At 62.7% G+C, this 22,431-nt stretch carries 24 protein-coding genes; 11 read left to right on the forward strand and 13 right to left on the reverse strand.

The window, feature by feature from the left end:
• Positions 1-205: 205 nt before the first annotated feature.
• Both MC381_RS17235 and MC381_RS17240 read right to left on the reverse strand, forming a co-directional pair.
• The gene (locus tag MC381_RS17235) at positions 206-1,411 is read right to left on the reverse strand and encodes a 1-acyl-sn-glycerol-3-phosphate acyltransferase (RefSeq protein WP_251978997.1); all 1,206 of its coding nucleotides are present in this window, start codon (positions 1,409-1,411) and stop codon (positions 206-208) included.
• The gene (locus tag MC381_RS17240) at positions 1,408-2,334 is read right to left on the reverse strand and encodes a recombination-associated protein RdgC (protein WP_251978998.1); all 927 of its coding nucleotides are present in this window, start codon (positions 2,332-2,334) and stop codon (positions 1,408-1,410) included. The genes MC381_RS17235 and MC381_RS17240 overlap by 4 nt, the downstream gene beginning before the upstream one ends.
• Positions 2,335-2,506: 172 nt before the next feature.
• Between MC381_RS17240 and MC381_RS17245 the strand changes: the two genes are divergently transcribed.
• The 7 genes from MC381_RS17245 to rpsA all read left to right on the forward strand — a co-directional run bounded on the left by MC381_RS17245 (position 2,507) and on the right by rpsA (position 13,073).
• Positions 2,507-2,938, forward strand: a complete 432-nt coding sequence (locus MC381_RS17245; protein ID WP_251978999.1) for an acyl-CoA thioesterase — start codon at positions 2,507-2,509, stop codon at positions 2,936-2,938.
• A gap of 161 nt (positions 2,939-3,099) precedes the next feature.
• Positions 3,100-5,826: a DNA gyrase subunit A gene (gyrA, locus tag MC381_RS17250; RefSeq protein ID WP_251979000.1), complete on the forward strand. Its 2,727-nt coding sequence runs from the start codon at positions 3,100-3,102 to the stop codon at positions 5,824-5,826.
• A gap of 154 nt (positions 5,827-5,980) precedes the next feature.
• Positions 5,981-7,078, forward strand: coding sequence for a 3-phosphoserine/phosphohydroxythreonine transaminase (gene serC, locus MC381_RS17255; protein WP_251979001.1), 1,098 nt, complete (start codon positions 5,981-5,983; stop codon positions 7,076-7,078).
• A 73-nt stretch (positions 7,079-7,151) separates the two neighbouring features.
• Positions 7,152-8,255 (forward strand): prephenate dehydratase, encoded by a 1,104-nt coding sequence (gene pheA, locus MC381_RS17260; RefSeq protein WP_251979002.1) that lies wholly within the window; start codon positions 7,152-7,154, stop codon positions 8,253-8,255.
• Positions 8,256-10,493 carry a bifunctional prephenate dehydrogenase/3-phosphoshikimate 1-carboxyvinyltransferase gene (locus MC381_RS17265; RefSeq protein WP_251979003.1) on the forward strand — a complete coding sequence of 746 codons (2,238 nt, stop codon included), beginning with the start codon at positions 8,256-8,258 and terminating at the stop codon, positions 10,491-10,493.
• The gene (gene cmk, locus MC381_RS17270) at positions 10,490-11,176 is read left to right on the forward strand and encodes a (d)CMP kinase (protein WP_251979004.1); all 687 of its coding nucleotides are present in this window, start codon (positions 10,490-10,492) and stop codon (positions 11,174-11,176) included. Before MC381_RS17265 ends, cmk begins: the two co-directional genes overlap by 4 nt.
• Before the next feature lie 220 nt (positions 11,177-11,396).
• Complete coding sequence (rpsA, locus tag MC381_RS17275) at positions 11,397-13,073, forward strand: 30S ribosomal protein S1 (protein ID WP_251979005.1); 1,677 nt, start codon at positions 11,397-11,399, stop codon at positions 13,071-13,073.
• Positions 13,074-13,271: 198 nt separating this feature from the next.
• On the opposite strand, the gene MC381_RS17280 is transcribed toward rpsA, so the two are convergent.
• The 6 genes from MC381_RS17280 to MC381_RS17305 form a co-directional block, all read right to left on the reverse strand.
• Positions 13,272-13,673, reverse strand: a complete 402-nt coding sequence (locus MC381_RS17280; protein WP_251979006.1) for a hypothetical protein — start codon at positions 13,671-13,673, stop codon at positions 13,272-13,274.
• A gap of 70 nt (positions 13,674-13,743) precedes the next feature.
• Positions 13,744-14,502, reverse strand: a complete 759-nt coding sequence (locus MC381_RS17285; RefSeq protein ID WP_251979007.1) for an RNA methyltransferase — start codon at positions 14,500-14,502, stop codon at positions 13,744-13,746.
• A gap of 147 nt (positions 14,503-14,649) precedes the next feature.
• A complete protein-coding gene (groL, locus tag MC381_RS17290) occupies positions 14,650-16,293 on the reverse strand; it encodes a chaperonin GroEL (protein WP_251979008.1) in 1,644 nt (547 codons plus the stop codon).
• Positions 16,294-16,353: 60 nt separating this feature from the next.
• Positions 16,354-16,647, reverse strand: coding sequence for a co-chaperone GroES (locus tag MC381_RS17295; protein WP_251979009.1), 294 nt, complete (start codon positions 16,645-16,647; stop codon positions 16,354-16,356).
• Between the two features lie 196 nt (positions 16,648-16,843).
• Positions 16,844-17,317 (reverse strand): FxsA family protein, encoded by a 474-nt coding sequence (locus MC381_RS17300; protein ID WP_251979010.1) that lies wholly within the window; start codon positions 17,315-17,317, stop codon positions 16,844-16,846.
• Between the two features lie 107 nt (positions 17,318-17,424).
• On the reverse strand, positions 17,425-17,685 hold the full coding sequence (locus MC381_RS17305) for a ComEA family DNA-binding protein (RefSeq protein WP_251979011.1): 261 nt from the start codon (positions 17,683-17,685) through the stop codon (positions 17,425-17,427).
• 229 nt (positions 17,686-17,914) lie between these two features.
• On the opposite strand from MC381_RS17305, the gene pyrF reads away from it, so the two are divergent.
• The gene (pyrF, locus tag MC381_RS17310) at positions 17,915-18,622 is read left to right on the forward strand and encodes an orotidine-5'-phosphate decarboxylase (protein ID WP_251979012.1); all 708 of its coding nucleotides are present in this window, start codon (positions 17,915-17,917) and stop codon (positions 18,620-18,622) included.
• Here the strand turns inward: pyrF and lapB are convergent, their stop codons facing one another.
• From lapB to MC381_RS17325, 3 genes are all read right to left on the reverse strand, one after another.
• Complete coding sequence (gene lapB / locus MC381_RS17315; protein WP_251979013.1) at positions 18,623-19,810, reverse strand: lipopolysaccharide assembly protein LapB; 1,188 nt, start codon at positions 19,808-19,810, stop codon at positions 18,623-18,625.
• The gene (locus MC381_RS17320) at positions 19,811-20,116 is read right to left on the reverse strand and encodes a LapA family protein (protein ID WP_251979014.1); all 306 of its coding nucleotides are present in this window, start codon (positions 20,114-20,116) and stop codon (positions 19,811-19,813) included.
• Positions 20,117-20,212: 96 nt separating this feature from the next.
• On the reverse strand, positions 20,213-20,566 hold the full coding sequence (locus MC381_RS17325) for an integration host factor subunit beta (protein WP_264297458.1): 354 nt from the start codon (positions 20,564-20,566) through the stop codon (positions 20,213-20,215).
• 255 nt (positions 20,567-20,821) lie between these two features.
• Between MC381_RS17325 and MC381_RS17330 the strand changes: the two genes are divergently transcribed.
• The 3 genes from MC381_RS17330 (at position 20,822) to MC381_RS17340 (ending at position 21,685) form a co-directional block, all read left to right on the forward strand.
• Entirely contained in the window at positions 20,822-21,049 is a 228-nt protein-coding gene (locus MC381_RS17330) for an FAD assembly factor SdhE (RefSeq protein ID WP_251979072.1), read from the forward strand.
• Positions 21,009-21,410, forward strand: a complete 402-nt coding sequence (locus MC381_RS17335) for a hypothetical protein (protein WP_251979016.1) — start codon at positions 21,009-21,011, stop codon at positions 21,408-21,410. The genes MC381_RS17330 and MC381_RS17335 overlap by 41 nt, the downstream gene beginning before the upstream one ends.
• A gap of 89 nt (positions 21,411-21,499) precedes the next feature.
• The gene (locus MC381_RS17340; RefSeq protein WP_319022851.1) at positions 21,500-21,685 is read left to right on the forward strand and encodes a tautomerase family protein; all 186 of its coding nucleotides are present in this window, start codon (positions 21,500-21,502) and stop codon (positions 21,683-21,685) included.
• Positions 21,686-21,805: 120 nt separating this feature from the next.
• Here MC381_RS17340 and MC381_RS17345 read toward each other — a convergent pair whose 3' ends face one another.
• The gene (locus MC381_RS17345) at positions 21,806-22,042 is read right to left on the reverse strand and encodes an ElaB/YgaM/YqjD family protein (protein ID WP_251979018.1); all 237 of its coding nucleotides are present in this window, start codon (positions 22,040-22,042) and stop codon (positions 21,806-21,808) included.
• A gap of 38 nt (positions 22,043-22,080) precedes the next feature.
• A complete protein-coding gene (locus tag MC381_RS17350) occupies positions 22,081-22,413 on the reverse strand; it encodes a DUF883 C-terminal domain-containing protein (RefSeq protein ID WP_251979019.1) in 333 nt (110 codons plus the stop codon).
• Positions 22,414-22,431 lie beyond the last annotated feature (18 nt).

Here is a 22,431-nt window from a genome sequence, read left to right on the forward strand (position 1 = left end):
TCGCGATGCCAGGGCGGAGTGTCTAAGGAATGTCGCAGGGGTGTCGCAGGGAGGCTATTGCTGAGATGGGGGGAGGGCACGTTATCCAGTCGGGCGAGAAGGGAGGTAAGAGGGTAGCTTGGCCCTGATGGACGGGCAGATCATGCCGGCTGATGACGAAGGGTATCGCCGACCGTGGCCGGCGATACAGGTGAGACGAGAGGGTTCAGCTATCCGGCGAGGAGGCGCGGCCGGCGCGATTGAGAATCGGATTGGCATACTGCCGTAGCCACTGCTGGCGCAGCGGGGCAGGCACCGATGCCAGGCGTGCCTGAAACCGTTCGCGATCTTCCGGCGTGACGTCGGAGAGATCGACGAGATCCGGGGCGAGCCCGGTCTCCGCCAGTGCGAGCTGATGACTGGCAAACAGCGGGTAGGTTTCCAGTACCTGGCGATCGATCTCCGCGGCCACGTCGTCGGGCGTCGACAGGTCCGCCGTCAGTGGCGTGCCGAAGACGAGCTTGACCCGTCCCTTGTCGCCAGTGATTCCGGCCACGATCGAGCGGATATCCTCGAATTCGACTTTCTGGTAGCGGCCATCGGTCTCCTTGGCGTGAAGCTCGCGTGCCTTGTGAATATCGCACGGATCATATTCGTAGCCGATCGAGACGGGCACGATCTTGAGTTCACGCACGGCATTACCGATGTCGTTGTCGCCCTCTTCCAGGCGGCGCGCCATGCACAGCATCTTGACGATCGCGCTGTCGGTGCGGTCGATGCCGTCCTTGGCGCGGCCTTCACGCTGCGCCAGCCAGACCGAGTGGTTGTCATCGGTGATCGAGTGGCGAATATAGCCGGAGAGCGACTGATAGGCTGCCAGCATGGCGCGTTTGCCCTTGACCGAGCGCGGCACGATGAAGCTTTTGTTGAGCCGCATCAGGTCGGTCACAAAGGGTTTCTGCAGCAGGTTGTCGCCGATCGCGATGCGCACGGTGTCGTGGCCCTTGACGTGCAGGGCGTAGTTGACGAACGCCGGGTCAAGAGCGATGTCGCGATGGTTGCCGATGAACAGGTAGCCTTCGTCCTTCGACAGCTTGTCGAGTCCCTCGACGTGGAAGCCGCGGGTGGTGTTGGCGATCATGCGCGCCATGTAGTTGGCGATGCGTAGCTGGAAATCGCGAATCGTCGTCACGTTGCGCATCTCTCGCTGCAGGCGAAAGCTGGCAAGCGCCCGCGCCAGGCGTGGTGCGAAGCGGCTCATGCGCGGCAGTCGGTAGTGCGTGATCGCGCTGAGCAACTCACTGTCGTGAGCGAGCCGCGCCAGAACGGTCGCGACTTCGTCGTCGTGATAGGGGCGAATGTCGGCGAAGCGGTCGAGGTCGATGGCGGCCTCGGCGCTATTGGGTTTGTCGATGATGGCGTTCTGCGTCATGGGTTCGGGGCTGATGGGTCGGCCTCGCCGCCCAGCCAGTCGATCAATTGTTCGATAAAGGTGGCCAGGGCCTGTGACATGAGCGCGAAATCCGTTTCCAGACGCACGACCGGGTCGTCGCCGTCTTCACTCTGGCTGGCTTCGTCCAGCAGGGCGTCGTCGAATTGCAGGGATTTGAGTGCCAGGTCGTCGTGCAGCACGGTGCGCAGCTGTCCTTCGCTGCCCAGCGCCAGCCGGCTGGCCTGGCGCCCGTTCTCCAGTAGCGACTGAATCTCCTCGCTGTCGAGATCGACCTGGCGCGCGCGCAGCACGCCGTCGTCCTCGGCGGCACGCAGCTCGACCTGGTCGCCCAGGAGCAGGCCGTCCGGACGGCTGCTGACGTCGCTCAGCCACTGGGTCATGCCACGAGCCGGCGGCGTCTTGGTTGCCAGTGGCGTGACCTTGAGCGAACCGAGCGTCTGGCGCAGCAGATCGAGAACTTCCTCGGCGCGTTTGCGGCTGGAAGCGTTGATGCCGATCAGCTGGCGCCGGGTGTCCCACCACAGCTCGACGCGCTGCGTCCGCGTGAAGGCCTGCGGCAGCAGCTCGTCCATCACCTGCTCCTTGAGGAGCTGGCGCTCGCGGCGCGTCAGAGGCTGGCCCTCGGCCTGTTCGCGCGCCTCGCGACGCTCGTTGACCTCTTCGTTGACGACGGCCGCCGGCAGCAGGCGCTCCTGGCGCAGCATCGACAGAAGACGATGTCCCTGGATTTCGTGCGCGCGTTGTTCGCTCTGGCGGCCGGCAGGGGCACTCCAGCCGACGCGCCGTGCCTCGCGAGGGGAGACGGGGCGAAACGCGAACTCTGCCAGTGCGCTCTCCAGGTTCTCCAACGAGAGAACCTCGACGTCATGGCAGCGATAAAGATGACAATGCTTGAACCACATACGCCCGTTCCGTTTGAAAGGACGCACATTATGGCGAAACGGCCTTGCCGTTACCACCGAGGTCGACTTTCGGAAGCTGTCGCGTTGTTTCAAACGGGCGTATGGTTTAGCAGTGGTCGCCGCGCGACGGGCAGCGCCGGCGGGCGTGGGATACGACAACAGGAGTCAGAGCATGGATTCTCGCATCACGGTCACTCAGGTTCGCGTACGGGGCTTTCACCTCGACGGTTATGGGCATGTCAATCACGCGCGGTATCTGGAGTTTCTGGAAGAGGGGCGCTGGGCCTTCGTCGATAATCATCCTGACTTCGCAGCGTCTCTGGCGGCCGGCGTCGCGCTGGTGGCAGTCAACCTCAATATCGACTACCGCCGAGCGGCAGTGATGAGCGACGATCTTCAGGTCGAAACCTGGCTGTCGCATCTCGGGGGGCGCAGCGGTCGCGTCGGTCATCGTATCGTGCACGGCGCCACCGGCGAGGTCGTGGTCGCGGCAACGTTGACTTTCGTGCTGCTCGATCAGGCCAACGGTCGCCCCATTCCGATGGAGGGTTTGTGGCACGAGCGCCTGTCACCGCTGCTGGTGACCCCGCCGCCCTCTGCCTAGAAAACCCTTTCGAGGCGCGTCAATGCCTGCCTTTGGAAGTCCTGAAATGGTATGATCCGAGGATTGCGCGGCTGCAACAGGCAGTCGCGGTGTCGGGGCTTCATTAACGCTGCCACGGTCGCCGGACGATCGTGGCAGCGGCGCAAAGGATTTGACGACCCATGGGTGATATCGCCAGAGAAATTCTGCCAGTCAACATCGAGGATGAGCTCAAGCAGTCCTACCTGGACTACGCGATGAGCGTCATTATCGGGCGTGCACTGCCCGACGTCCGCGATGGCCTGAAGCCGGTGCATCGCCGCGTGCTTTACGCGATGCACGAGCTCGGCAACGACTGGAACAAGCCGTACAAGAAATCGGCGCGTGTGGTCGGCGACGTGATCGGTAAGTATCACCCCCACGGTGACAGCGCGGTCTATGACACCATCGTCCGCATGGCGCAGCATTTCTCCATGCGCCATGTCCTGGTCGATGGTCAGGGCAACTTCGGCTCGATCGACGGCGACAACGCCGCCGCCATGCGTTACACCGAGGTGCGCATGGCGCGCCTCTCGCACGAACTGCTGGCGGATCTCGAGAAGGAGACCGTCGACTGGGTCGACAACTACGACGGTACCGAACGCATTCCCGAAGTGCTGCCGACCAAGGTCCCGAACCTGCTGATCAACGGCGCTTCCGGTATCGCGGTCGGCATGGCGACCAACATTCCGCCGCACAACATGGTGGAAGTGATCAACGGTTGCCTGGCGCTGATCGAGGACTACACGCTCTCGGTCGACGACTTGATGGAGTACATCCCGGGCCCCGACTTTCCGACCGCCGGCATCATCAACGGCCGTGCCGGTATTCTCGAGGCCTACCGCACCGGTCGCGGCCGTATTTACGTGCGCGCCAAGCACACGGTCGAGTTCGACAAGAAGAGCGGGCGCGAACAGATCGTCGTCACCGAATTGCCGTACCAGGTCAACAAGGCGCGTCTGATCGAAAAGATCGCCGAGCTGGTGAAGGACAAGCGCGTCGAGGGCATTTCCGAACTCCGCGACGAGTCCGACAAGGATGGTCTGCGCGTGGTGATCGAGATCAAGCGCGGGGAGTCCGGGGATGTGGTGGTCAACAACCTCTTCGCCCATACCCAGCTCGAGACCGTGTTCGGCATCAATATCGTCGCGCTCGACGATGGCCAGCCGAAGACCCTGAATCTCAAGGAGTTGCTGGAAGCCTTCGTGCGCCACCGCCGCGAAGTGGTGACGCGTCGTACGCTCTACGAGCTGCGCAAGGCGCGCGAACGCGGCCATATTCTCGAAGGGTTGACGGTCGCGATCTCCAACATCGACGAGGTGATCGAGCTGATCAAGGCGTCGTCGAACGCCGCTGAGGCGAAAGACAAGTTGCTGACCCGCGAATGGCAGCCTGGCCAGGTGACGGGCATGCTTGATCGCGCCGGTGCGACGTCTTGCAAGCCGGAGGATCTGGAAGAGGGCTTTGGCCTCAACGACGATCGTTCGCAATATCGGCTTTCGCCGGCCCAGGCCCAGGCGATCCTCGAGCTGCGCCTGCATCGCCTGACCGGACTCGAAACCGAGAAGCTGCTCGACGAGTATCTCGGCATTCTCGAAAAGATTGCCGAACTCAACCATATCCTGGCGTCACCGGATCGTCTGCTCGAGGTCATTCGCGAAGAACTCGAGGCGATTCGCGACCAGTACGGTGACGAACGCCGCACCGAGATCCATACCAGTCGCCTCGACCTGAAGATGGAAGATCTGATCGCCGAGGAGGACATGGTCGTTACGCTCTCCCGCGGCGGCTATGCCAAGACGCAGCCGATCACCGACTATCAGGCGCAGAAGCGTGGCGGGCGCGGCAAGTCGGCGACCACCATGAAAGACGAGGATGTCATCGAGCATCTGGTGGTGGCCTCGACGCACGATACGATGCTGCTGTTCTCGAACCGCGGCAAGGTGTACTGGCTCAAGACCTACGAAATGCCCAACGCCAGCCGGGGGTCTCGCGGCAAGCCGATGGTCAACCTTCTGCCCCTGGACGAGGGTGAATCGATCAACGCGATTCTTCCGGTGCGTGAGTACAATCCGGAAAGCTACATCTTCTTCGCGACCGCCAACGGTACGGTGAAGCGCACCTCGCTGGATCAGTTCTCGCGACCCCGCAGTGTTGGCCTGATCGCGCTCGATCTGGACGAAGGTGACCGTCTGGTCGGTGCGGCCATTACCTCTGGCAGCGATCACGTCATGCTGCTCTCCTCCAATGGCAAGGCGATCCGCTTCGAAGAGAGCAATGTCAGGTCGATGGGGCGTACCGCACGCGGCGTGCGTGGCATGCGCCTGCTGGAGGGTGCCGAGGTGATCAGCCTGATCATCCCGCAGAGCCAGACCATCGATGCCGACGCGGACAACGACGCGGATGCCGAGAGCGTCGAGAGCGACGGCGATGAGCAGATCTACATCCTAACGGCGTCCGAAAACGGTTACGGCAAGCGTACCCGGCTCGAGGAGTTCCCGATTCGCGGTCGTGGCGGCCAGGGTGTCATTGCCATGCAGACCACCGCGCGTAACGGAGCACTGGTAGCGGCCATGCAGGTGCGCAGCAACGATGAGATGATGCTGATCACCGATCGCGGCACGCTGGTGCGTACCCGCGTCTCCGAGGTCTCCATCAGTTCGCGCAACACGCAGGGCGTGACGCTGATTCGGACCGCCGATGAGGAGCGGCTGGTCAAGACTGTCAGGGTAGATGAGCCACAGGACGAGCCGCTGGAAGATGAAGCTGGCGCATTGGCCGAGTCGGTGGAAGGCGACGAGCCGGCGGCTGGGGGCGATGGTGTCTCCGACGCCGAGGCTGCCGACGATTCGACGTCGAGCGACGACTGAGCGTCGGCGTACCGGGGTGCCGGTCTATGAGAGAGGCCGGCCTACGCTGAAGATGAAAGACGCGCTGACGCAGCGGGACCGGTTTGGTCGGTGCCTCTGCGATCGGCGCGGTTTTGACAAGTTCTAACGAGAGAAGTCCACAGGAATCCTGGTCATGACACGTCTGCACAATTTCTGTGCTGGTCCGGCGGCAATGCCGGCCGCTGTTCTGGAACGCGCTCGCGAGGAGCTCCTCGACTATCAGGGGCAGGGGCTTTCGGTGATGGAGATGAGTCACCGCAGCCCGACCTTCGAGGCGATTGCGGCCCGCGCCGAGCAGGACCTGCGTGATCTGCTGGCGATTCCGGACAACTACCGGGTGCTGTTCATGCAGGGCGGTGCCACCATGCAGTTCGCCTGTGTGCCGCTGAACCTGCTCGGCGGCGGTGGCACGCCCAACTATCTGGATACCGGGATCTGGTCGACCAAGGCGATCAAGGAAGCCAGCCATCTGGGCGGGGCGCATGTTGCCGGCTCGAGCCGGGAAGCCGGTTACGCCCAGGTGCCGCGCCCGGATGAGCTCGCGCTCTCCGGCGACGCGGCCTATCTGCACTACTGCCATAACGAGACCATTGGTGGCCTCGCCTATGACTACGTGCCCGAGGCCCGTTCGGCGCAGGGCGACATTCCGCTGGTCTGCGACATGTCCTCGTCGATCCTGTCGACGCCGATCGATGTCAGCCAGTATGGCGTGATCTATGCCGGTGCCCAGAAGAATATCGGGCCGGCTGGGATCACCGTGGTCATCGTGCGCGAAGACCTGCTCGAACGTGCGATGCCGCACACGCCGTCTCTGCTCGGCTGGAAGGTCTACGCGGACAATGCCTCGATGATCAACACACCGCCGACCTACGCCTGGTACCTCGCGGGGCTGGTGTTCCAGTGGCTCAAGCAGGATATCGGCGGTCTGGCCGAGATGGAGGCGATCAATCGGCGCAAGAGCGAGTCGCTCTACGCCGCGATCGATGCGAGCGATTTTTATGCCAACCCGATCATGCCGGCCAACCGCTCGATCATGAACGTGCCGTTCACGCTGGCCGATGAGTCACTCAATGCCACCTTCCTCGAAGAGGCCGAGTCGGCGGGGTTGCTCAACTTGAAAGGGCATCGCAGCGTGGGGGGCATGCGGGCAAGCCTCTATAACGCGGTCAGCGAGGCCGACGTTCGCGCGCTGATCACTTTCATGCAGGATTTCGAGCGTCGACGCGGTTGAGCGCGGCGGCACCGACGACAGACAGCAAGGCTCCGGATCGGCATCGGCGATGCGAGAGTCGCAGGAAACACTCATGAGCGATATTTCCAACACATTGCCGCAGGACCTGACTGTGCTGCGGCAGCGCATCGACACGATCGACAGCGAGCTGCTGCGGTTGATCAGCGAGCGAGCCGACTGTGCCCAGCAGGTGGCCAACGTCAAGCTGGCCGGCGATCCCGCGGCGGTATTCTACCGCCCGGAGCGCGAGGCACAGGTGCTGCGGCGGGTGATGGCCGACAATCCCGGTCCCCTGCACAGCGAAGAAATGGCGCGTCTGTTCCGCGAGATCATGTCTGCCTGCCTGGCACTGGAGCAACCGGTCAAGGTGGCCTACCTGGGGCCGGAAGGTACCTTCACCCAGCAGGCGGCGCTCAAGCACTTCGGCCATAGTGCAGTCAGTCTGCCGATGGCCGCGATCGACGAGGTGTTTCGCGAGGTCGAAGCCGGTGCGGTCAATTACGGCGTCGTGCCGGTCGAGAACTCGACCGAGGGCGTGGTCAACAATACGCTCGATTCATTCATGGATTCGGGGCTGCATATCAGCGGCGAGGTGGTGCTGCGAATTCACCATCATCTGCTGATCTCGAGCATTACTCGTCAGGACAAGATTTCGCGCATCTACTCGCACCCGCAATCCTTCGCGCAGTGCCGCAAGTGGCTGGATGCCCACTACCCGCATGCCGAGCGTGTGGCGGTCTCCTCCAATGCCGAGGCGGCGCGTCTGGTCAAGAGTGAGTGGCACAGCGCGGCGATCGCCGGGGATATGGCGGCGAAGCTCTACGAGCTGGATCACGTGGCGGAGAAAATCGAGGATCGCCCGGACAACTCCACGCGGTTTCTGATCATCGGCAACGAATCCGTGCCGCCGTCCGGCAACGACAAGACCTCGATGGTCGTCGCAATGCGTAACGAGCCGGGCGTGCTGCACGATCTTCTCGAGCCGTTTCATCGCCATCGCATCGATCTGACCCGTCTCGAGACGCGTCCTTCGCGCACCGGTGCCTGGAACTATGTCTTCTTCATTGACTTCAAGGGCCATATCGAGCAGCCGGATGTCGGAGAGGTGATCGAGGAAGTACGTCGCCGTGCGTCCGATATGAAGGTGTTGGGCTCCTACCCGGTGGGCGTGCTGTAGATGCGTCTGGACGAGTCGCAAGCGCGGGAGCCGACGCTGCTGATTGTCGGTCTGGGCATGATTGGCGGCTCGCTGGCTGCGGCCTTGAAGGCCGACGGGTATCGAGGCCGGATTCTGGCCTGTGACCGAAACCCGGCGGAGATCACCGCAGGGCTCGAGCTTGGCGTGATCGACGACGGTGGCACCGCGCTGGCACCGCTGGTCGAGGCCAGCGACATCGTGCTGCTGGCGGTGCCGGTGCTGGCGATGGAAAGCGTGTTTCGTGCGCTGGCACCGCTTTTGGGGAATCGTATCCTGACCGACGTCGGCAGTACCAAGCAGGCGGTCTGCGAGGCGGCGTGTCGTGCCTTTGGCGAGATGCCACCGCGGCTGGTGCCGGGACACCCGATCGCCGGTTCCGAGAAAAGCGGGGTGGCGGCCGCCAATCCTGCGCTCTATCGTCAGCACAAGGTCATCCTTACGCCCGGGCCGACGACCGACCGCGGGGCGCTGGCAACCATTCGAACGCTATGGCAGCGCTGCGGCGCCGAGGTCCTGGAAATGCCGGTAGCGCGTCACGATCAGGTGCTGGCGCGCACCAGTCATCTGCCGCATCTGCTGGCGTTTTCGCTGGTCGATACCTTGGCGCGGCAGGACGAGCGGTTGGAAATCTTTCGCTATGCCGCCGGCGGTTTTCGCGACTTTACCCGGATAGCCGGTAGCGATCCGGTCATGTGGCGGGATATCTTCACTGCCAACCGAGGGGCCCTGCTGGCTGCGCTGGACGAGTTCGAGGCGGGGCTCGGGCGTCTGCGGGCGGCGGTGGAGCAGGGCGATGGGGATGCCATGCTGGGCACCTTCGATCGCGCCAGCCATGCGCGACACTATTTCGAAACGCTGTTGAATCAGACGAGTTATCAAACCATGGAAGCACGACAGGTTCAGTACCGGGCGGCGCCCGGTGGCGCGGTCAGCGGGCGCATTCGCGTACCGGGTGACAAGTCCATCTCGCACCGCTCGATCATGCTGGGCGCGCTCGCCGACGGCGTCACGGAAGTGGATGGATTTCTCGAGGGTGAGGACAGCTTGGCCACGCTGCAGGCGTTCCGCGACATGGGCGTGGCGATCGAGGGGCCGCACCAGGGGCGAGTCACCATCCATGGTGTCGGTCTGCACGGCCTTCAGAAGCCCGCGGGCCCGCTCTATGTCGGCAATTCCGGCACCGCGATGCGGCTGTTCGCCGGTCTGCTGGCCGGCCAGGCATTCGACAGTGAGTTGACCGGCGATGCCTCCCTGACCAAGCGTCCGATGGCGCGCGTGGCCGATCCGCTACGGCTGATGGGTGCCAAGATCGATACGGCCGAGGGTGGGCGTCCACCGCTCAGGATTCACGGCGGTCAGCCGCTCAAGGGTATCGATTACGACATGCCGATGGCGAGCGCTCAGGTAAAGTCTTGCCTCCTGTTGGCAGGCCTCTATGCCGAAGGTGAAACACGCGTGCGGGAGCCGGCTCCCACCCGCGACCACACCGAGCGCATGCTCAACGGCTTCGGCTACAGCGTCGAGCGCGAAGGCGACGTAGCGCGTCTGCAGGGCGGTGGTCGGCTGGTCAGCGCGCCGATCGATGTGCCCTCCGATATCTCGTCGGCGACTTTCTTCCTGGTAGCCGCGGCGATCACGCCAGGCTCCGATCTGGTGCTCGAGCACGTGGGCGTCAACCCGACGCGCATTGGCGTGATCAATATCCTCAAGCAGATGGGGGCCGATCTACGCCTGGAGAATCCGCGCGAGGTCGGCGGCGAGCCGGTGGCAGACCTGCATATCCGCTATGCGCCGCTCAAGGGAATCGACATCCCGGTCGAGCAGGTGCCGCTGGCGATTGACGAGTTCCCGGCGCTGTTCGTGGCGGCCGCCAATGCCGCGGGCACGACCCGGCTACGCGGAGCCGAAGAGCTGCGCGTGAAGGAGTCCGACCGGATTCAGGCGATGGCCGATGGGCTCGAGGTGCTGGGTGTCGAAGCCACCGTCTACGAGGACGGTATCGATATCGTCGGCGCCGACGGCGAGGCGGCCAATTATGGCGGCGGCCAGGTCGATAGCCTCGGCGATCATCGCATCGCCATGGCGTTTACCATCGCCGCATTGCGTGCGGCTGACCCGATCGTGATCGACGACTGCGCCAACGTCGCCACCTCTTTCCCCGGCTTCGTGGCGCTGGCCAACGGCGTCGGGCTGTCGCTCGAGGAGATCGCGGGATGAGTGAACTGGCACCGATCGTCACGATCGATGGCCCGGGTGGTGCCGGCAAGGGCACCATCAGCCGCATGATTGCCGAGCGTCTCGGCTGGCACCTGCTCGACTCCGGGGCGCTCTACCGGCTTACCGCGCTGGCCGCGCTGCGCAAGGGCGTGGCAGTCGACGACGCCGAGGCACTGGCGGCCCAGGCGCGGGCGCTGGATGTGGTGTTCGCGGTCGAGGCCGGCACTGCGCGTATCCTGCTCGAGGGTGACGACGTCACCACGGCGATCCGCAGCGAGGGCGTCGGCGGTGCCGCATCCCAGGTCGCGGCCCTGCCGCCGGTTCGCGAAGCGCTGTTGCAGCGTCAGCGCGACTTCTGTCAGGCGCCGGGGCTGGTCGCCGACGGCCGCGACATGGGCACGGTGGTGTTTCCGGCAGCACCGCTCAAGATCTATCTCACCGCGTCGGCCGAGGAGCGGGCGCGCCGTCGGCAGCTTCAATTGCAGCAGGCGGGGGAAGATGCTAGACTCTCGACCCTTTTGGAAGAAATCCAAGCGCGCGACGCGCGTGATATGCAGCGTGAAGTGGCCCCGCTCAAACCGGCAGACGATGCTATAGAGCTGGACACGACGCAGCTGGATATACCGGAAGTCGTGGAGCGTATCGAGACGCTGCTCGCCGAGCGCAACCTGTCCGATCAGTGACCGCGGTCACTGATCCTGGGTTCGCGGCATTAGCCGACGACACACTTCCGCTCCCGGGGCCCCTGGCAAGATGTCATGACGTGCAGTGACCCGATTGATTAGTCGCTGCAGGTCGAACCAGCGCCAACATCCCCAGGGATATGTCGATAAGGCCCGCACTCGCTGGTGGTGCGGAGGAAGGCGGCCCGACCGCCATCAACGTTGATCACGTAGGAATCACATGAGCGAAAGCTTTGCTGAGTTATTCGAACAGTCTCTCCAGGACATCAACATGGAACCCGGTGCCATCGTCATGGCAACCGTGGTGGACATCGAGGGTGACTGGATTACCGTCAACGCCGGTCTGAAGTCCGAGGGGCAGATCCCCGCGGCTCAGTTCCGCGATGACAATGGCGAAATGACCATCGCTGTCGGCGATGAAGTCAAGGTCGCGCTGGAAGCCGTGGAAGACGGTTTCGGCGAAACCCGCCTGTCCCGCGAGAAGGCCAAGCGCGCCGAAGCTTGGAAAGAGCTGGAAGCGGCCTTCGAGAAGGACGAGATCGTCAAGGGCGTGATCAACGGCAAGGTCAAGGGCGGCTTCACTGTCGACGTGGCTTCTATCCGTGCGTTCCTGCCGGGCTCCCTGGTCGACGTGCGTCCGGTTCGCGATACCGCGCACCTGGAGCACAAAGAGCTGGACTTCAAGGTCATCAAGCTCGATCCGAAGCGCAACAACGTTGTGGTTTCCCGCCGTGCCGTTCTCGAAGCTGAGAACAGTGCCGAGCGTGAAGCGCTGCTCGCCACGCTGCAGGAAGGCCAGCAGATCAACGGTATCGTCAAGAACCTCACCGACTACGGCGCCTTCGTCGACCTCGGTGGCGTCGACGGCCTGCTCCACATCACCGACATGGCGTGGAAGCGCATCAAGCATCCGAGCGAAATCGTGGCCGTTGGCGACGAGATCAACGTCAAGGTGCTGAAGTTCGACCGCGAGCGCAACCGTGTATCGCTGGGTCTGAAGCAGCTGGGCGAAGATCCCTGGGTCAACATCGTGGATCGCTATCCGGAAGGTACCAAGGTCAACGCCAAGGTTACCAACCTCACCGACTACGGCTGCTTTGCCGAGCTGGAAGAGGGTGTCGAAGGTCTGGTTCACGTCTCCGAAATGGACTGGACCAACAAGAACATCCATCCGTCCAAAGTCGTTCAGGTCGGTGACGAAGTCGAAGTCATGGTTCTCGACATCGACGAAGAGCGCCGTCGTATCTCCCTGGGTATCAAGCAGTGCACCACCAACCCGTGGGAAGACTTCAACGGCCGCTACAACAAGGGCGATCGCGTTGCCGGTACCATCAAGTCGATCACCGACTTCGGTATCTTCATCGGTCTGGAAGGCGGCATCGACGGTCTGGTTCACCTCTCCGACATCTCCTGGAGCGAAACGGGCGAAGAAGCGGTTCGTCAGTTCAAGAAGGGCGACGAAGCGGAAGCGGTCATCCTCTCCATCGATCCGGAGCGTGAGCGCATTTCTCTGGGCATCAAGCAGCTCGAAACCGATCCGGTTTCCGAGTTCCTGGCTGTCAATGACAAGGGCGCCGTGGTTACCGGTCGTATCGTCGAAGTCGATGCCAAGGAAGCGCATGTCGAGCTAGCGACCGATGTCATCGGCGTGCTCAAGGCCTCCGAGATCAGCGCCGACCGCGTCGAAGATGCACGCAACGTGCTGAACGAAGGCGACAGCGTCGAAGCGAAGATCGTCAACGTCGATCGCAAGAGTCGCGCCATCAACCTGTCCATCAAGGCGAAGGACCAGGTCGATACGCGTCGCAGCATGACCAAGCTGCGTGACCAGGATGTCGAGCCCAACGGTCCGACCACCATCGGTGACCTGATCAAGCAGCAGATGAGCCAGGACTGATCCTTCGGGATTGACCGGCCATTGCGAAAAACAGCGCCTTCGGGCGCTGTTTTTTTATGTCTGTCCGATGACCGCTGGCTGACGAGTGCCGTTCAGCGCATGTTCGAGGCGGAGGGGATGTCGTTGGGTCGGAATCGCACCGGGAAGCCATCTGCGAGAGCGGTCGCGGAGGCGAGCTGGGACCTTCAGGAAGCCGGCTCAGCGCCGTAGCCAGTTGCGCAGCCGCTGGCCGGCGGGCACGCCTTGCTGGGACGCCGTCAGCGAGTGGCCCGAGAGTCGCGTTACCGCTTCTCGCAGCGGCAGCGTAATCGCTTCCAGATGGTAGAGACAAAGTTGCTGATCCAATGCGCCGGGACACTGCGCCATCAGTAATCCGCAATGATAGGTCGCGGTATTCAGTGCGGTATGAACGTCCGCAAAGGGGGAGGCGCTCTCGCGACAACGCTTGAGCTCCCGCAGCAGCATCTTGAGCATCTCGGCGTCCAGCCAGCAGGGCGTGTTGTCCTCACGGCTGCCCTGTCCGACCGAGTTCTGCACGGCCTGAAAGGAGACCTGCAGGAAGACGCAGGTGTAGTAGAGCTGAGAGCGTTCCGCGGGCATCGTTGCGCCCTCCTATAAATGAGATTGATTTACATTCTCTATTTAGGCGCCGGCAATGTCAAAATGCGGCTCAGTCGGTTGAGCGCTCGATATCGTCGCCTCCGCCAGCGGGGCCGGTGCGCTCGAGGGCGCTGAGTACACCGCGAAGAATGGAAATTTCCTTGCGATTGGGTTCGGCCCGGGCAAACAGTGCTCTCAGGTGCGCTTCCGTCTTGGCATGCGGTTGGGTCAAAAAACCAGCAATGTCCAGCGCGCGGTGCAGATGGGCATGGAAGTGCTCGAGCTGTTCGGCGCTTGGATAGGGCCCTCTGGCGGCTTTCGGTGCGGGGGCGAGGGATTGGCGACTGGCTTGGCGGAACGCCTCGTAGGCGACGATCTGGACGGCCTGTGACAGATTCAGCACGCCATACGCCGGATTGGCGGGGATATTGACTTGGTGGGTGCAGTGGCCGATTTCCTCATTGGTCAGGCCGTAGCGCTCGCGGCCGAAGACAATAGCCACGGGGCCGTCAGGCAGGCGCTGCCAGGCATCGACCATCATCCGCTCGGGATCGTGATAGCAGGGTAGCGGTAGGCTTCTGAGGCGGGCGCTCGCCCCGATGACCTGAACGCAGTCTTCGATCGCCTCCGGCAGGGTGGGGACGACGCGGCAGTCGTCGATGACATCGGTGGCGCCGGCTGCCAGTCGCGTGGCGTCCTCGTCCGGGAACTGTCGCGGATTGACCAGCACGAGGTCGTTCAGCCCCATCGTCTTCATGGCGCGGGCGGTGGCACCGATATTGCCGGGGTGGTAGGTCTGGACGAGGACGATGCGAATGCGGTCCAGCATGCGTCAGAAACTCCTGCTAGCGGTTGGGGTGATACATCAAGCCTGAGGTGAGGCTTAGGCGAGGCATAAAAAAAGGCCCCGCCGAAGCGGGGCCTTTCCATCATACCGGATCTGTCGGAACCGAGAGAGCCGGTGAGGGCGGGAAGCTTACATCATGCCGCCCATGCCACCCATGCCACCCATGTCCGGAGCACCGCCGCCGGCAGGCGCGTCTTCCGGATCGTCGGCGATCATGCATTCGGTGGTGATCATCAGGCCTGCAACGGAACCGGCAGACTGCAGTGCCGTGCGCGTGACCTTGGCGGGGTCAAGAACACCCATGTCGAACAGGTCGCCGAACTCGCCGGTCTGGGCGTTGTAGCCGAAGTTGCCTTCACCGTCCTTGACGCGATTGACGATGACGGAGGCTTCCTGGCCGGCGTTGGTGACGATCTGGCGCAGCGGCGCTTCCATGGCGCGAACGGCGATGGCGATGCCGTGCGTCTGATCTTCATTGTCACCCTTGAGGCCGGCGACCTTGGTCAGTACGCGAACCAGTGCGGTACCGCCACCAGGCACCACGCCCTCTTCGACAGCGGCGCGAGTGGAGTGCAGGGCGTCTTCGACGCGTGCCTTCTTCTCTTTCATCTCGACTTCGGTGGCAGCACCGACGCGGATGACGGCAACGCCGCCTGCCAGCTTGGCGACACGTTCCTGGAGCTTCTCACGGTCGTAGTCCGAGGAGGTCTCTTCGATCTGGGCGCGAATCTGATTGACGCGCGCTTCGATGTCGGAATCCTGGCCAGCACCATCGATGATGGTGGTGTTTTCCTTGGACATGGTGATGCGCTTGGCAGTGCCCAGGTGGTCCAGAGTTGCCTGCTCGAGGTCGAGGCCCACTTCCTCGGAAATCACGGTGCCGCCGGTCAGGATCGCGATGTCCTGCAGCATGGCCTTGCGGCGGTCGCCGAAGCCCGGTGCCTTGGCGGCTGCGACCTTGACGATGCCGCGCATGTTGTTGACGACCAATGTCGCCAGCGCTTCGCCTTCGATATCTTCGGCGATGATCACCAGCGGCTTGCCGGCCTTCGCAACCGCTTCCAGTGTCGGCAGCAGTTCGCGGATGTTGGAGATCTTCTTGTCGACCAGCAGGATGAACGGGTCTTCCAGCTCGACCGCCATGGTGTCCTGATTGGTGACGAAGTACGGCGACAGGTAGCCGCGGTCGAACTGCATGCCTTCGACGACTTCGAGCTCGTCTTCGAAGCCACGACCTTCGTCGACGGTGATGACGCCTTCCTTGCCGACTTTCTCCATCGCTTCAGCGATGATCTGGCCGATGTTGCTATCGCCGTTGGCGGAGATGGTGCCGACCTGAGCGATGGCGTTGGAGTCCGTGCAGGGGACTGCCAGCGCTTCGATTTCCTTGACGGCGGCTGCCACGGCCTTGTCGATGCCGCGCTTCAGGTCCATCGGGTTCATGCCGGCGATGACGCCTTTCAGACCTTCGTTGACGATGGACTGAGCCAGCACGGTTGCGGTAGTAGTACCGTCACCAGCGACGTCGGAAGTCTTGGACGCCACTTCCTTGACCATCTGAGCGCCCATGTTCTCGAACTTGTCTTTCAGCTCGATTTCCTTGGCGACGGAAACACCATCTTTGGTGACGGTCGGTGCGCCAAAGGATTTTTCCAGCACGACATTGCGACCTTTCGGGCCGAGCGTCGCCTTGACGGCGTTGGCAAGGGTATCGACCCCTTTGGCCATGCGGGTGCGAGCGTCGCTGGAGAACTTGACTTGTTTAGCTGCCATTGTCCGATCTTCCTAATATGAAACGTGAAATGGTGATGAAGTCGTTAAGCGTTGCGACAATTAGCCTTCGACGACGGCCAGAATGTCGCCTTCACTCATGATCAGCACTTCTTCGCCGTCGACTTTCTGTTTCTCGACGCCGAAGCCTTCTTTAAAGATGACGGTGTCGCCGACTTTCACGTCCAGAGCCCGCACCTCGCCGTTATCGAGGATGCGGCCATTGCCTACGGCCAGGACTTCACCCCGAGTCGGCTTTTCCTGGGCGCTGCCCGGAAGCACGATGCCGCCAGCAGTTTTCTGCTCTTCTTCTTTGCGACGTACGATGACGCGATCGTGCAAGGGACGGATTTTCATTGCTCACGTTCTCCTGATGGTTGCATGTTGCAAATGCACGTTCCCACTAGAGCGAGGCTCAAGGGGTGAAGGCTTTCGCCTTCCGGTTAATGGGCCTCATGGCCTAAATCTGTCGCTGCTGCCTTGATGGGGTCGGGCTCATGGCTTTCAAGGGGCTGGCGAAAAAAATTTGCCCGACAAGGGAGCATATTCCCGATCAGGGGCGGTCCTTGCCGAGATAGTCGCCTTCGAGGGGGTCGCCGTCCACGCGACGACGCTCGCCGGTATCGAAATCGTCCCTTGGCGGCGTCTGCCAGTCATCCGCTCCATGGTGGGATTGGCGAGAGGTCGGACGCTTGCCGAACCAGCGCGAAGCCAGGCTGCCGCTACCGGGCAACAGGGCAAGAACGCCGAAAAGGTCCGAGAGAAAGCCGGGTGCCAGGAGCAGAAGGCCGGCAAGGACGAACGAGGCGCCGGCCAGCAGCTCGTTCGAAGGCATCTGGCCGAGGTTCATCCGCTCGCGAGCGCGCTGTAGTGTCAACAGGCTTTCACGGCGGATCAGGTGCAGGCCGAAAGCGGCCGAGCCGACAATCCAGGCGAGACTCAGCAGCCAGCCAAGCTTCGCGCCGAACGTGAACAGCGTGATGAAGTCCACGATCGCGAATAGGGTGAGCAGAAAAAGCAGGGGCATGATGTCTCCAGGTTGAGTTCTGCCTGATTAGGCAACATGGAGACGATTGGCAAAATTGCAAGCAGAATTGGCCCCGGGGGTGAGCGACGCTGGCCGGGGCCTCAGCACTACAGTGTGGCGTTGTCTGACAGGTTGGCGACCGTCGTCTCGCCGATGCCGCTGACCCGGGTCAGCTCTTCCAGGCTCGCGTAGTCACCGTTGGCATCGCGATCCTCAACGATCGCTTCGGCTTTCACTTCGCCGATGCCCGGCAACGTTGCCAGCTCTTCCGCGGTTGCCGTATTGATATTGACCGGCTGCTGGGCGAAAACTGGTAGCGCGGACAGGAGTACCAGCGATAACAGAAGGATCCTAAAGCCGTTTTTCATGTCTGCATTCCCTCTCGTAGTTGGACTTGTTGGTTGGGGCGCCAAGGATTGCACGACCTCCAAGAGTCCTATCGGCGAGTCATGTCTCGCTTGAATAGGAAATCTTCGTCAGGTGTTGTAAGTGATGGCGGAATCGTTGTGCGAGATATCGACAGATGGCCCTATGGCCCGACAGCGGCGCAAGTCCGGTATACTGCGGCGCGACTCATTCCTGTCGGAGATTCATTTCATGGCGGCCACCGATTCCCCGCTGATCATCGCGCTCGATTACCCGGCGTTGGCGCCAGCGCTGCAGCTGGCCGATGCCCTGGACCCCGCACGTTGTCGCGTCAAAATCGGCAAGGAGCTGTTCACCCGCGTCGGACCCGCGGCCATTGAGGCTATGCATGCTCGCGGATTCGAGGTCTTTCTCGACCTCAAGTTTCACGACATTCCCAACACCGTGGCCGGGGCGGTCGAAGCGGCTGCGGATCAGGGGGTATGGATGGTCAATGTGCATGCGGCGGGCGGTCGTCGCATGATGGAGGCCAGTGCCGCGCGTCTCGCGCAGCACAATCTGCGCACGCACCTGATCGCGGTCACCGTATTGACCAGCATGACCGACGACGAGCTCGAAGAAGTGGGCGTGGCGAGCGGCGCACTGGCGCAGGTCGAGCGGCTGGCCACGCTGACGCGGGATGCCGGGCTGGATGGTGTCGTCTGCTCGGCTCGGGAGAGCGCGCGTTTGCGCGAGCTTTGCGGTAATGACTTCCTCAAGGTGACACCGGGTATCCGGCCGGCGACTGCCGAGGCGGGGGACCAGCGACGCGTCATGACACCGGAGGCTGCCATGGCCGCCGGCAGCACGCACCTTGTCATCGGGCGCGCGGTAACCCAGGCCGAGAAGCCGATGGAGGCGCTGGCAGCGATCGAGCGTTCGCTTACCCTGTCGTCTTAGTCACTCGCCCTCGAGGCCGGTGACTGGCTTGCTGGTGCCCCAGCTGCGGCAGCGGGGGCACTGCCAGTTGAGCTGTTCGGCGCCAAAGCCGCAGCGCTGACAGCGGTGACGCGGACGAATGCTCAAGAGCTGTGTGGTGTGCTGCTTGAGCAGCTCGAGGCGGTCGCGTTCGCCGGGATCGCTGTCCCACAGATAGAGATCCATCAGGTAGTCGATCCCGCGCAGGCTGGGATGGTCGCGCAGTTGGTCGCTGACGAAGGCGCAGGCAAGGTCGCTGCCCTGGCGTGCCCGCAGTGTATTGGCGGCCATGATGACCACGCTGGTCTGCGGTGTCTGCTGTAGCTGACGTTCGAGAAACTGCCACCAGCCGTCATCGTCGCCGAGCATTCGGTAAGCTTCCTGGAGCGGCTCCAGCACGATCGCGGTGAAGCTTTCATCCTGCTCGGGGACGCGCTGCCAATAGCGGGCGGCGTCACGGTACTGACCGATGTCCCACTCCAGCTGGCCGAGTAACCAGTTGGCGCGGACGCAGCGTTCGTCGATCTGCAGCGCTTGCCGAAGGGCCTTGCGGGCCAGTGAGGGGCTACTGTTGGCGCGATGTTCGAGCGCGAGCTCGCACTGCCAGTGCGCCGCGGCCCGGCGGATATCGCTATCCTCGCGCACCAGCTGCGGCTGGGCCGCTTCCAGCGCTTGGCTCCATTCCTTCTCACGCTCGAAAAGGTCGACCAGCAGGCGTCGCGCAGACAGCTTCTGGGTGTCGTCGACGTTGCTTTTTTGCAGCGACAGTAATAGCCGTTCGGCCCGGTCGAGCAGGCCGAGGTGTAGGAAGTCGCGGGAGAGCTCCAGTTGAACCTGGCCGCTCTGCGAGGCTGTCAGGCTGGGGCGGGCGAGCAGGTTCTGATGAATGCGTACGGCGCGGTCGGCTTCGCCGCGGGATCGGTAGAGGTTACCTAGCGCAATGTGGGTCTCGATGGTGTCGCTATTGACCTCGAGTGCTTGCGTGAAGGTCTCGATGGCGCGGTCGGGCTGTTCGTTGAGCAGGTAGTTGAGGCCGACGAAATAGTCGCGGGGCAGGGCGCCGCGAGGGGCATCACGGCGCCCTCGCTGTCGTCCACTTTCCCAGCGTCCCAGCCACCAGCCGATGGCGATGGCTGCCACCAGCAAGGCCAGCAGCAGAACATCGCTCATTCAGGTGCTTTCCTTGAACTCCTGCGTCCGCAGACGATCGAGTTCCTTGCGTTGTTGCTGGTTATGACGCTGCGCCCGGGTCAGCAGGGTGCGCAGCCGCAGATACATGCCGGTCATGGCGAGCATGCCGAGAATTACGCCGCAGGCCAGAGCGACCAGCAACCAGAGGGATAGCGACGCCGGTGGCAACTGCACCCAGATCAGATCCAGTGGAAGCGGCTGCTGATTGTTGACCGCGAACAGAATGCCCAGCAGCAGAACGACGATTAGAAGGATGGCGAGGATGACGCCTTTGAGCCAGCGCATAGCGATTCCTGAAGACATACCGCAGCGGCGACGGTCATCACGGCCGGCTGCGGAGAGACCCGCCGAGTCGGACGGCGAGCACGGTGACTGTTGAGATCAATAACCCAGCGCCCGGCTGGCATTGACCTGCTCGCGCAACTCCTTGCCCGGCTTGAAATGCGGTACGAACTTGCCGTCCAGGTCGACCGGGTCGCCGGTCTTGGGGTTGCGTCCTGTACGCGGCTCGCGAAAATGCAGCGAAAAACTGCCGAAGCCACGAATTTCAACGCGTCCGCCATCGGCCAATGCGTTGGTGATATCGTCGAGAATGACGCGCACTGCAGACTCGACTTCTTTTGCCGACAGCTCGGGCCGTCGGGCGGCAATCTGCTCGATCAGTTCAGACTTGGTCATCGACACTCTCCGTGCGGCATCTGCCTGGCGGCGAACGGCGGCAGCCGGGTCCGACATTCACCTGGGCCCGAACTCTACCCGGCCCTGAATCCTTCCGGGCCTGAAACACGTAGATCCGGCATCTGTTGTTGTCGTTTCAGCATACTTCGCAACTTTCGAGAAAACAACGCATTAGCCGTAGACGGTGCGATCATCGATAGTGGGGCGAGCCAGGCCGGTTTATAATGGCGCGACACTCCCGACCGAGGAAGTCCCGTGTCCGACATCGAAGATATCTCGCGCAAACGACTTTACTGGCATTCGCGCCGCGGGATGTGGGAACTGGATCTACTCCTGGTGCCGTTTCTGGAGGCTCGCTACGACGCTCTGGACGTGGCCGACCAGGAGCGCTATCGCGTCCTGCTGGCTAACGAGGATCAGGATCTCTTTACCTGGTTGATGCGCCGAGACTGGCCGGCGGACAACGACCTGCGCCGTATTGTCATGATGATCGTAGAGCATGCCGAAACCACTGATCGCGATCGCCATAAGGCGCTCTAGGCTCGCTACCGGTGCCGAGGCGATACTCGGCGTGTCGCTGGTGGCTTATGCCGCCATCTGGAGTTCCACCGGGTGGAGCGTGATTATCGCCCTGGCGGTGCTTCTGCGTCTGATCGGTTGTCTGCGGGCGACCTCGCGAGTTGACTATCTACGCTGCCGCCTGGAAGGCGAGCTGGCGGTCTGGGAGCGCTCCCACGATGGGAGGCACTGGACTCCGACGGCGTGTCGTGCCCGCCGGCTCGGCCCCTGGGTCACGGCCGTTGCCCTTTCGGGGCAGGTTCTCTGGCTGTGGCCGGACAGTAGCGAGAACGACAGCTTGCGCCATTTGCGCGAGGCGCTGCTCGATCAGGCCGCAGCGTGATCGAGCCGTTTTCATTCCGCCCAGCAGGTACGACATCAACAGGTACAACATCAACAGATACCACAGAAGAGGGTTCACCGTTGCCTATCGTGACGATTCAACAGTTTCCCCGTGATGCCGAGCAGAAGCGTCAGCTGGCCGAGAAAGTGACACAGTCGTTTGTCGAGATCTATGGGGCATCGCCGGAGTCGGTACAGATTTTCTTTCAGGAGACCGATCGGCAGGACTGGGCGAAAGGCGGAAAGCTGGGCGGGAACGTGCCGAGCGCTGACTGACTCGTGTGCCTCGAGTGGTCAAAGAGGGCGCCGACGAGTTTTTGGCCCACATCCTGATGATAGCGCCCGCCCGATTGGCGGGCGCTGTCGTGGGAGAGGAAAGTGTCTGGCGCGAGCGGGTTAGCGGCGGCCCGTGAAGAAGCCCAGGGCAAAACCGGCGAGCGCGGCTACGCCGATGCTGCTCCAGGCGTTACGACGCACGTAGTTGTCGGTTTCCCGCCAGGCTTCCTCTGCGTGTTCTGCCAGTTCATGGCTCATATCGTCGGCGCGGTGGCGTGCGCGCTCGAGATCGCGGCTGCCGCGGCGCTTGATGTCGCGGTAAGTCTGGCGGGCTTCATCTCGATAGTGTCGGCTCATGGATCTTCCTTAATCATGAAGGGGAGGAAAAAGAGGAGTTAACGGCGGCTCAGCAGCATCGCCAAGAAGGCGCCACCCAGTATGGCAATGCCCACGCTCTTCCAAGGCTGCTGCTGGACAAAGGCATCGCAGCTGTCGCGGGTATCCTGAATTTGCGCATCCAGGCGCCGACGAGAGCGTGCCGCCCACGTATCGTCTACTGACAGGTAGCGGGAGGCATAGGGTGCAGGCTCGTCGATGCTGTCTTCCAGCGGTTCGCTCGCAGCGCGTTCATCTCCCGCGGGCGCGTCGTCCAGCCGACTGCCGACCTCGGCGGCAGCCGCCATCTCCTCGTCGATGGATGTCTTGTCGTCGCGATGAAACAGGCTCACGTCACTGCACCTCTCGAC

The organism is Salinicola avicenniae (assembly GCF_023736115.1).
GTDB lineage: Bacteria > Pseudomonadota > Gammaproteobacteria > Pseudomonadales > Halomonadaceae > Salinicola > Salinicola avicenniae.

What these genes read in the sequence shown, in the direction of transcription:
- MC381_RS17265 (WP_251979003.1), top strand. Translation starts at nt 8,256, where the DNA reads ATGCGTCTGGACGAGTCGCAAGCGCGGGAGCCGACGCTGCTGATTGTC.
- MC381_RS17280 (WP_251979006.1), bottom strand. Translation starts at nt 13,673, where the DNA reads ATGCCCGCGGAACGCTCTCAGCTCTACTACACCTGCGTCTTCCTGCAG.
- MC381_RS17325 (WP_264297458.1), bottom strand. Translation starts at nt 20,566, where the DNA reads ATGTCGGACCCGGCTGCCGCCGTTCGCCGCCAGGCAGATGCCGCACGG.
- MC381_RS17245 (WP_251978999.1), top strand. Translation starts at nt 2,507, where the DNA reads ATGGATTCTCGCATCACGGTCACTCAGGTTCGCGTACGGGGCTTTCAC.
- MC381_RS17300 (WP_251979010.1), bottom strand. Translation starts at nt 17,317, where the DNA reads ATGCCCCTGCTTTTTCTGCTCACCCTATTCGCGATCGTGGACTTCATC.
- MC381_RS17345 (WP_251979018.1), bottom strand. Translation starts at nt 22,042, where the DNA reads ATGAGCCGACACTATCGAGATGAAGCCCGCCAGACTTACCGCGACATC.
- cmk (WP_251979004.1), top strand. Translation starts at nt 10,490, where the DNA reads ATGAGTGAACTGGCACCGATCGTCACGATCGATGGCCCGGGTGGTGCC.
- rpsA (WP_251979005.1), top strand. Translation starts at nt 11,397, where the DNA reads ATGAGCGAAAGCTTTGCTGAGTTATTCGAACAGTCTCTCCAGGACATC.
- MC381_RS17235 (WP_251978997.1), bottom strand. Translation starts at nt 1,411, where the DNA reads ATGACGCAGAACGCCATCATCGACAAACCCAATAGCGCCGAGGCCGCC.
- gyrA (WP_251979000.1), top strand. Translation starts at nt 3,100, where the DNA reads ATGGGTGATATCGCCAGAGAAATTCTGCCAGTCAACATCGAGGATGAG.
- MC381_RS17285 (WP_251979007.1), bottom strand. Translation starts at nt 14,502, where the DNA reads ATGCTGGACCGCATTCGCATCGTCCTCGTCCAGACCTACCACCCCGGC.
- MC381_RS17330 (WP_251979072.1), top strand. Translation starts at nt 20,822, where the DNA reads ATGTGGGAACTGGATCTACTCCTGGTGCCGTTTCTGGAGGCTCGCTAC.
- MC381_RS17320 (WP_251979014.1), bottom strand. Translation starts at nt 20,116, where the DNA reads ATGCGCTGGCTCAAAGGCGTCATCCTCGCCATCCTTCTAATCGTCGTT.
- groL (WP_251979008.1), bottom strand. Translation starts at nt 16,293, where the DNA reads ATGGCAGCTAAACAAGTCAAGTTCTCCAGCGACGCTCGCACCCGCATG.
- MC381_RS17295 (WP_251979009.1), bottom strand. Translation starts at nt 16,647, where the DNA reads ATGAAAATCCGTCCCTTGCACGATCGCGTCATCGTACGTCGCAAAGAA.
- lapB (WP_251979013.1), bottom strand. Translation starts at nt 19,810, where the DNA reads ATGAGCGATGTTCTGCTGCTGGCCTTGCTGGTGGCAGCCATCGCCATC.
- MC381_RS17335 (WP_251979016.1), top strand. Translation starts at nt 21,009, where the DNA reads ATGCCGAAACCACTGATCGCGATCGCCATAAGGCGCTCTAGGCTCGCT.
- pyrF (WP_251979012.1), top strand. Translation starts at nt 17,915, where the DNA reads ATGGCGGCCACCGATTCCCCGCTGATCATCGCGCTCGATTACCCGGCG.
- pheA (WP_251979002.1), top strand. Translation starts at nt 7,152, where the DNA reads ATGAGCGATATTTCCAACACATTGCCGCAGGACCTGACTGTGCTGCGG.
- MC381_RS17305 (WP_251979011.1), bottom strand. Translation starts at nt 17,685, where the DNA reads ATGAAAAACGGCTTTAGGATCCTTCTGTTATCGCTGGTACTCCTGTCC.
- MC381_RS17240 (WP_251978998.1), bottom strand. Translation starts at nt 2,334, where the DNA reads ATGTGGTTCAAGCATTGTCATCTTTATCGCTGCCATGACGTCGAGGTT.
- serC (WP_251979001.1), top strand. Translation starts at nt 5,981, where the DNA reads ATGACACGTCTGCACAATTTCTGTGCTGGTCCGGCGGCAATGCCGGCC.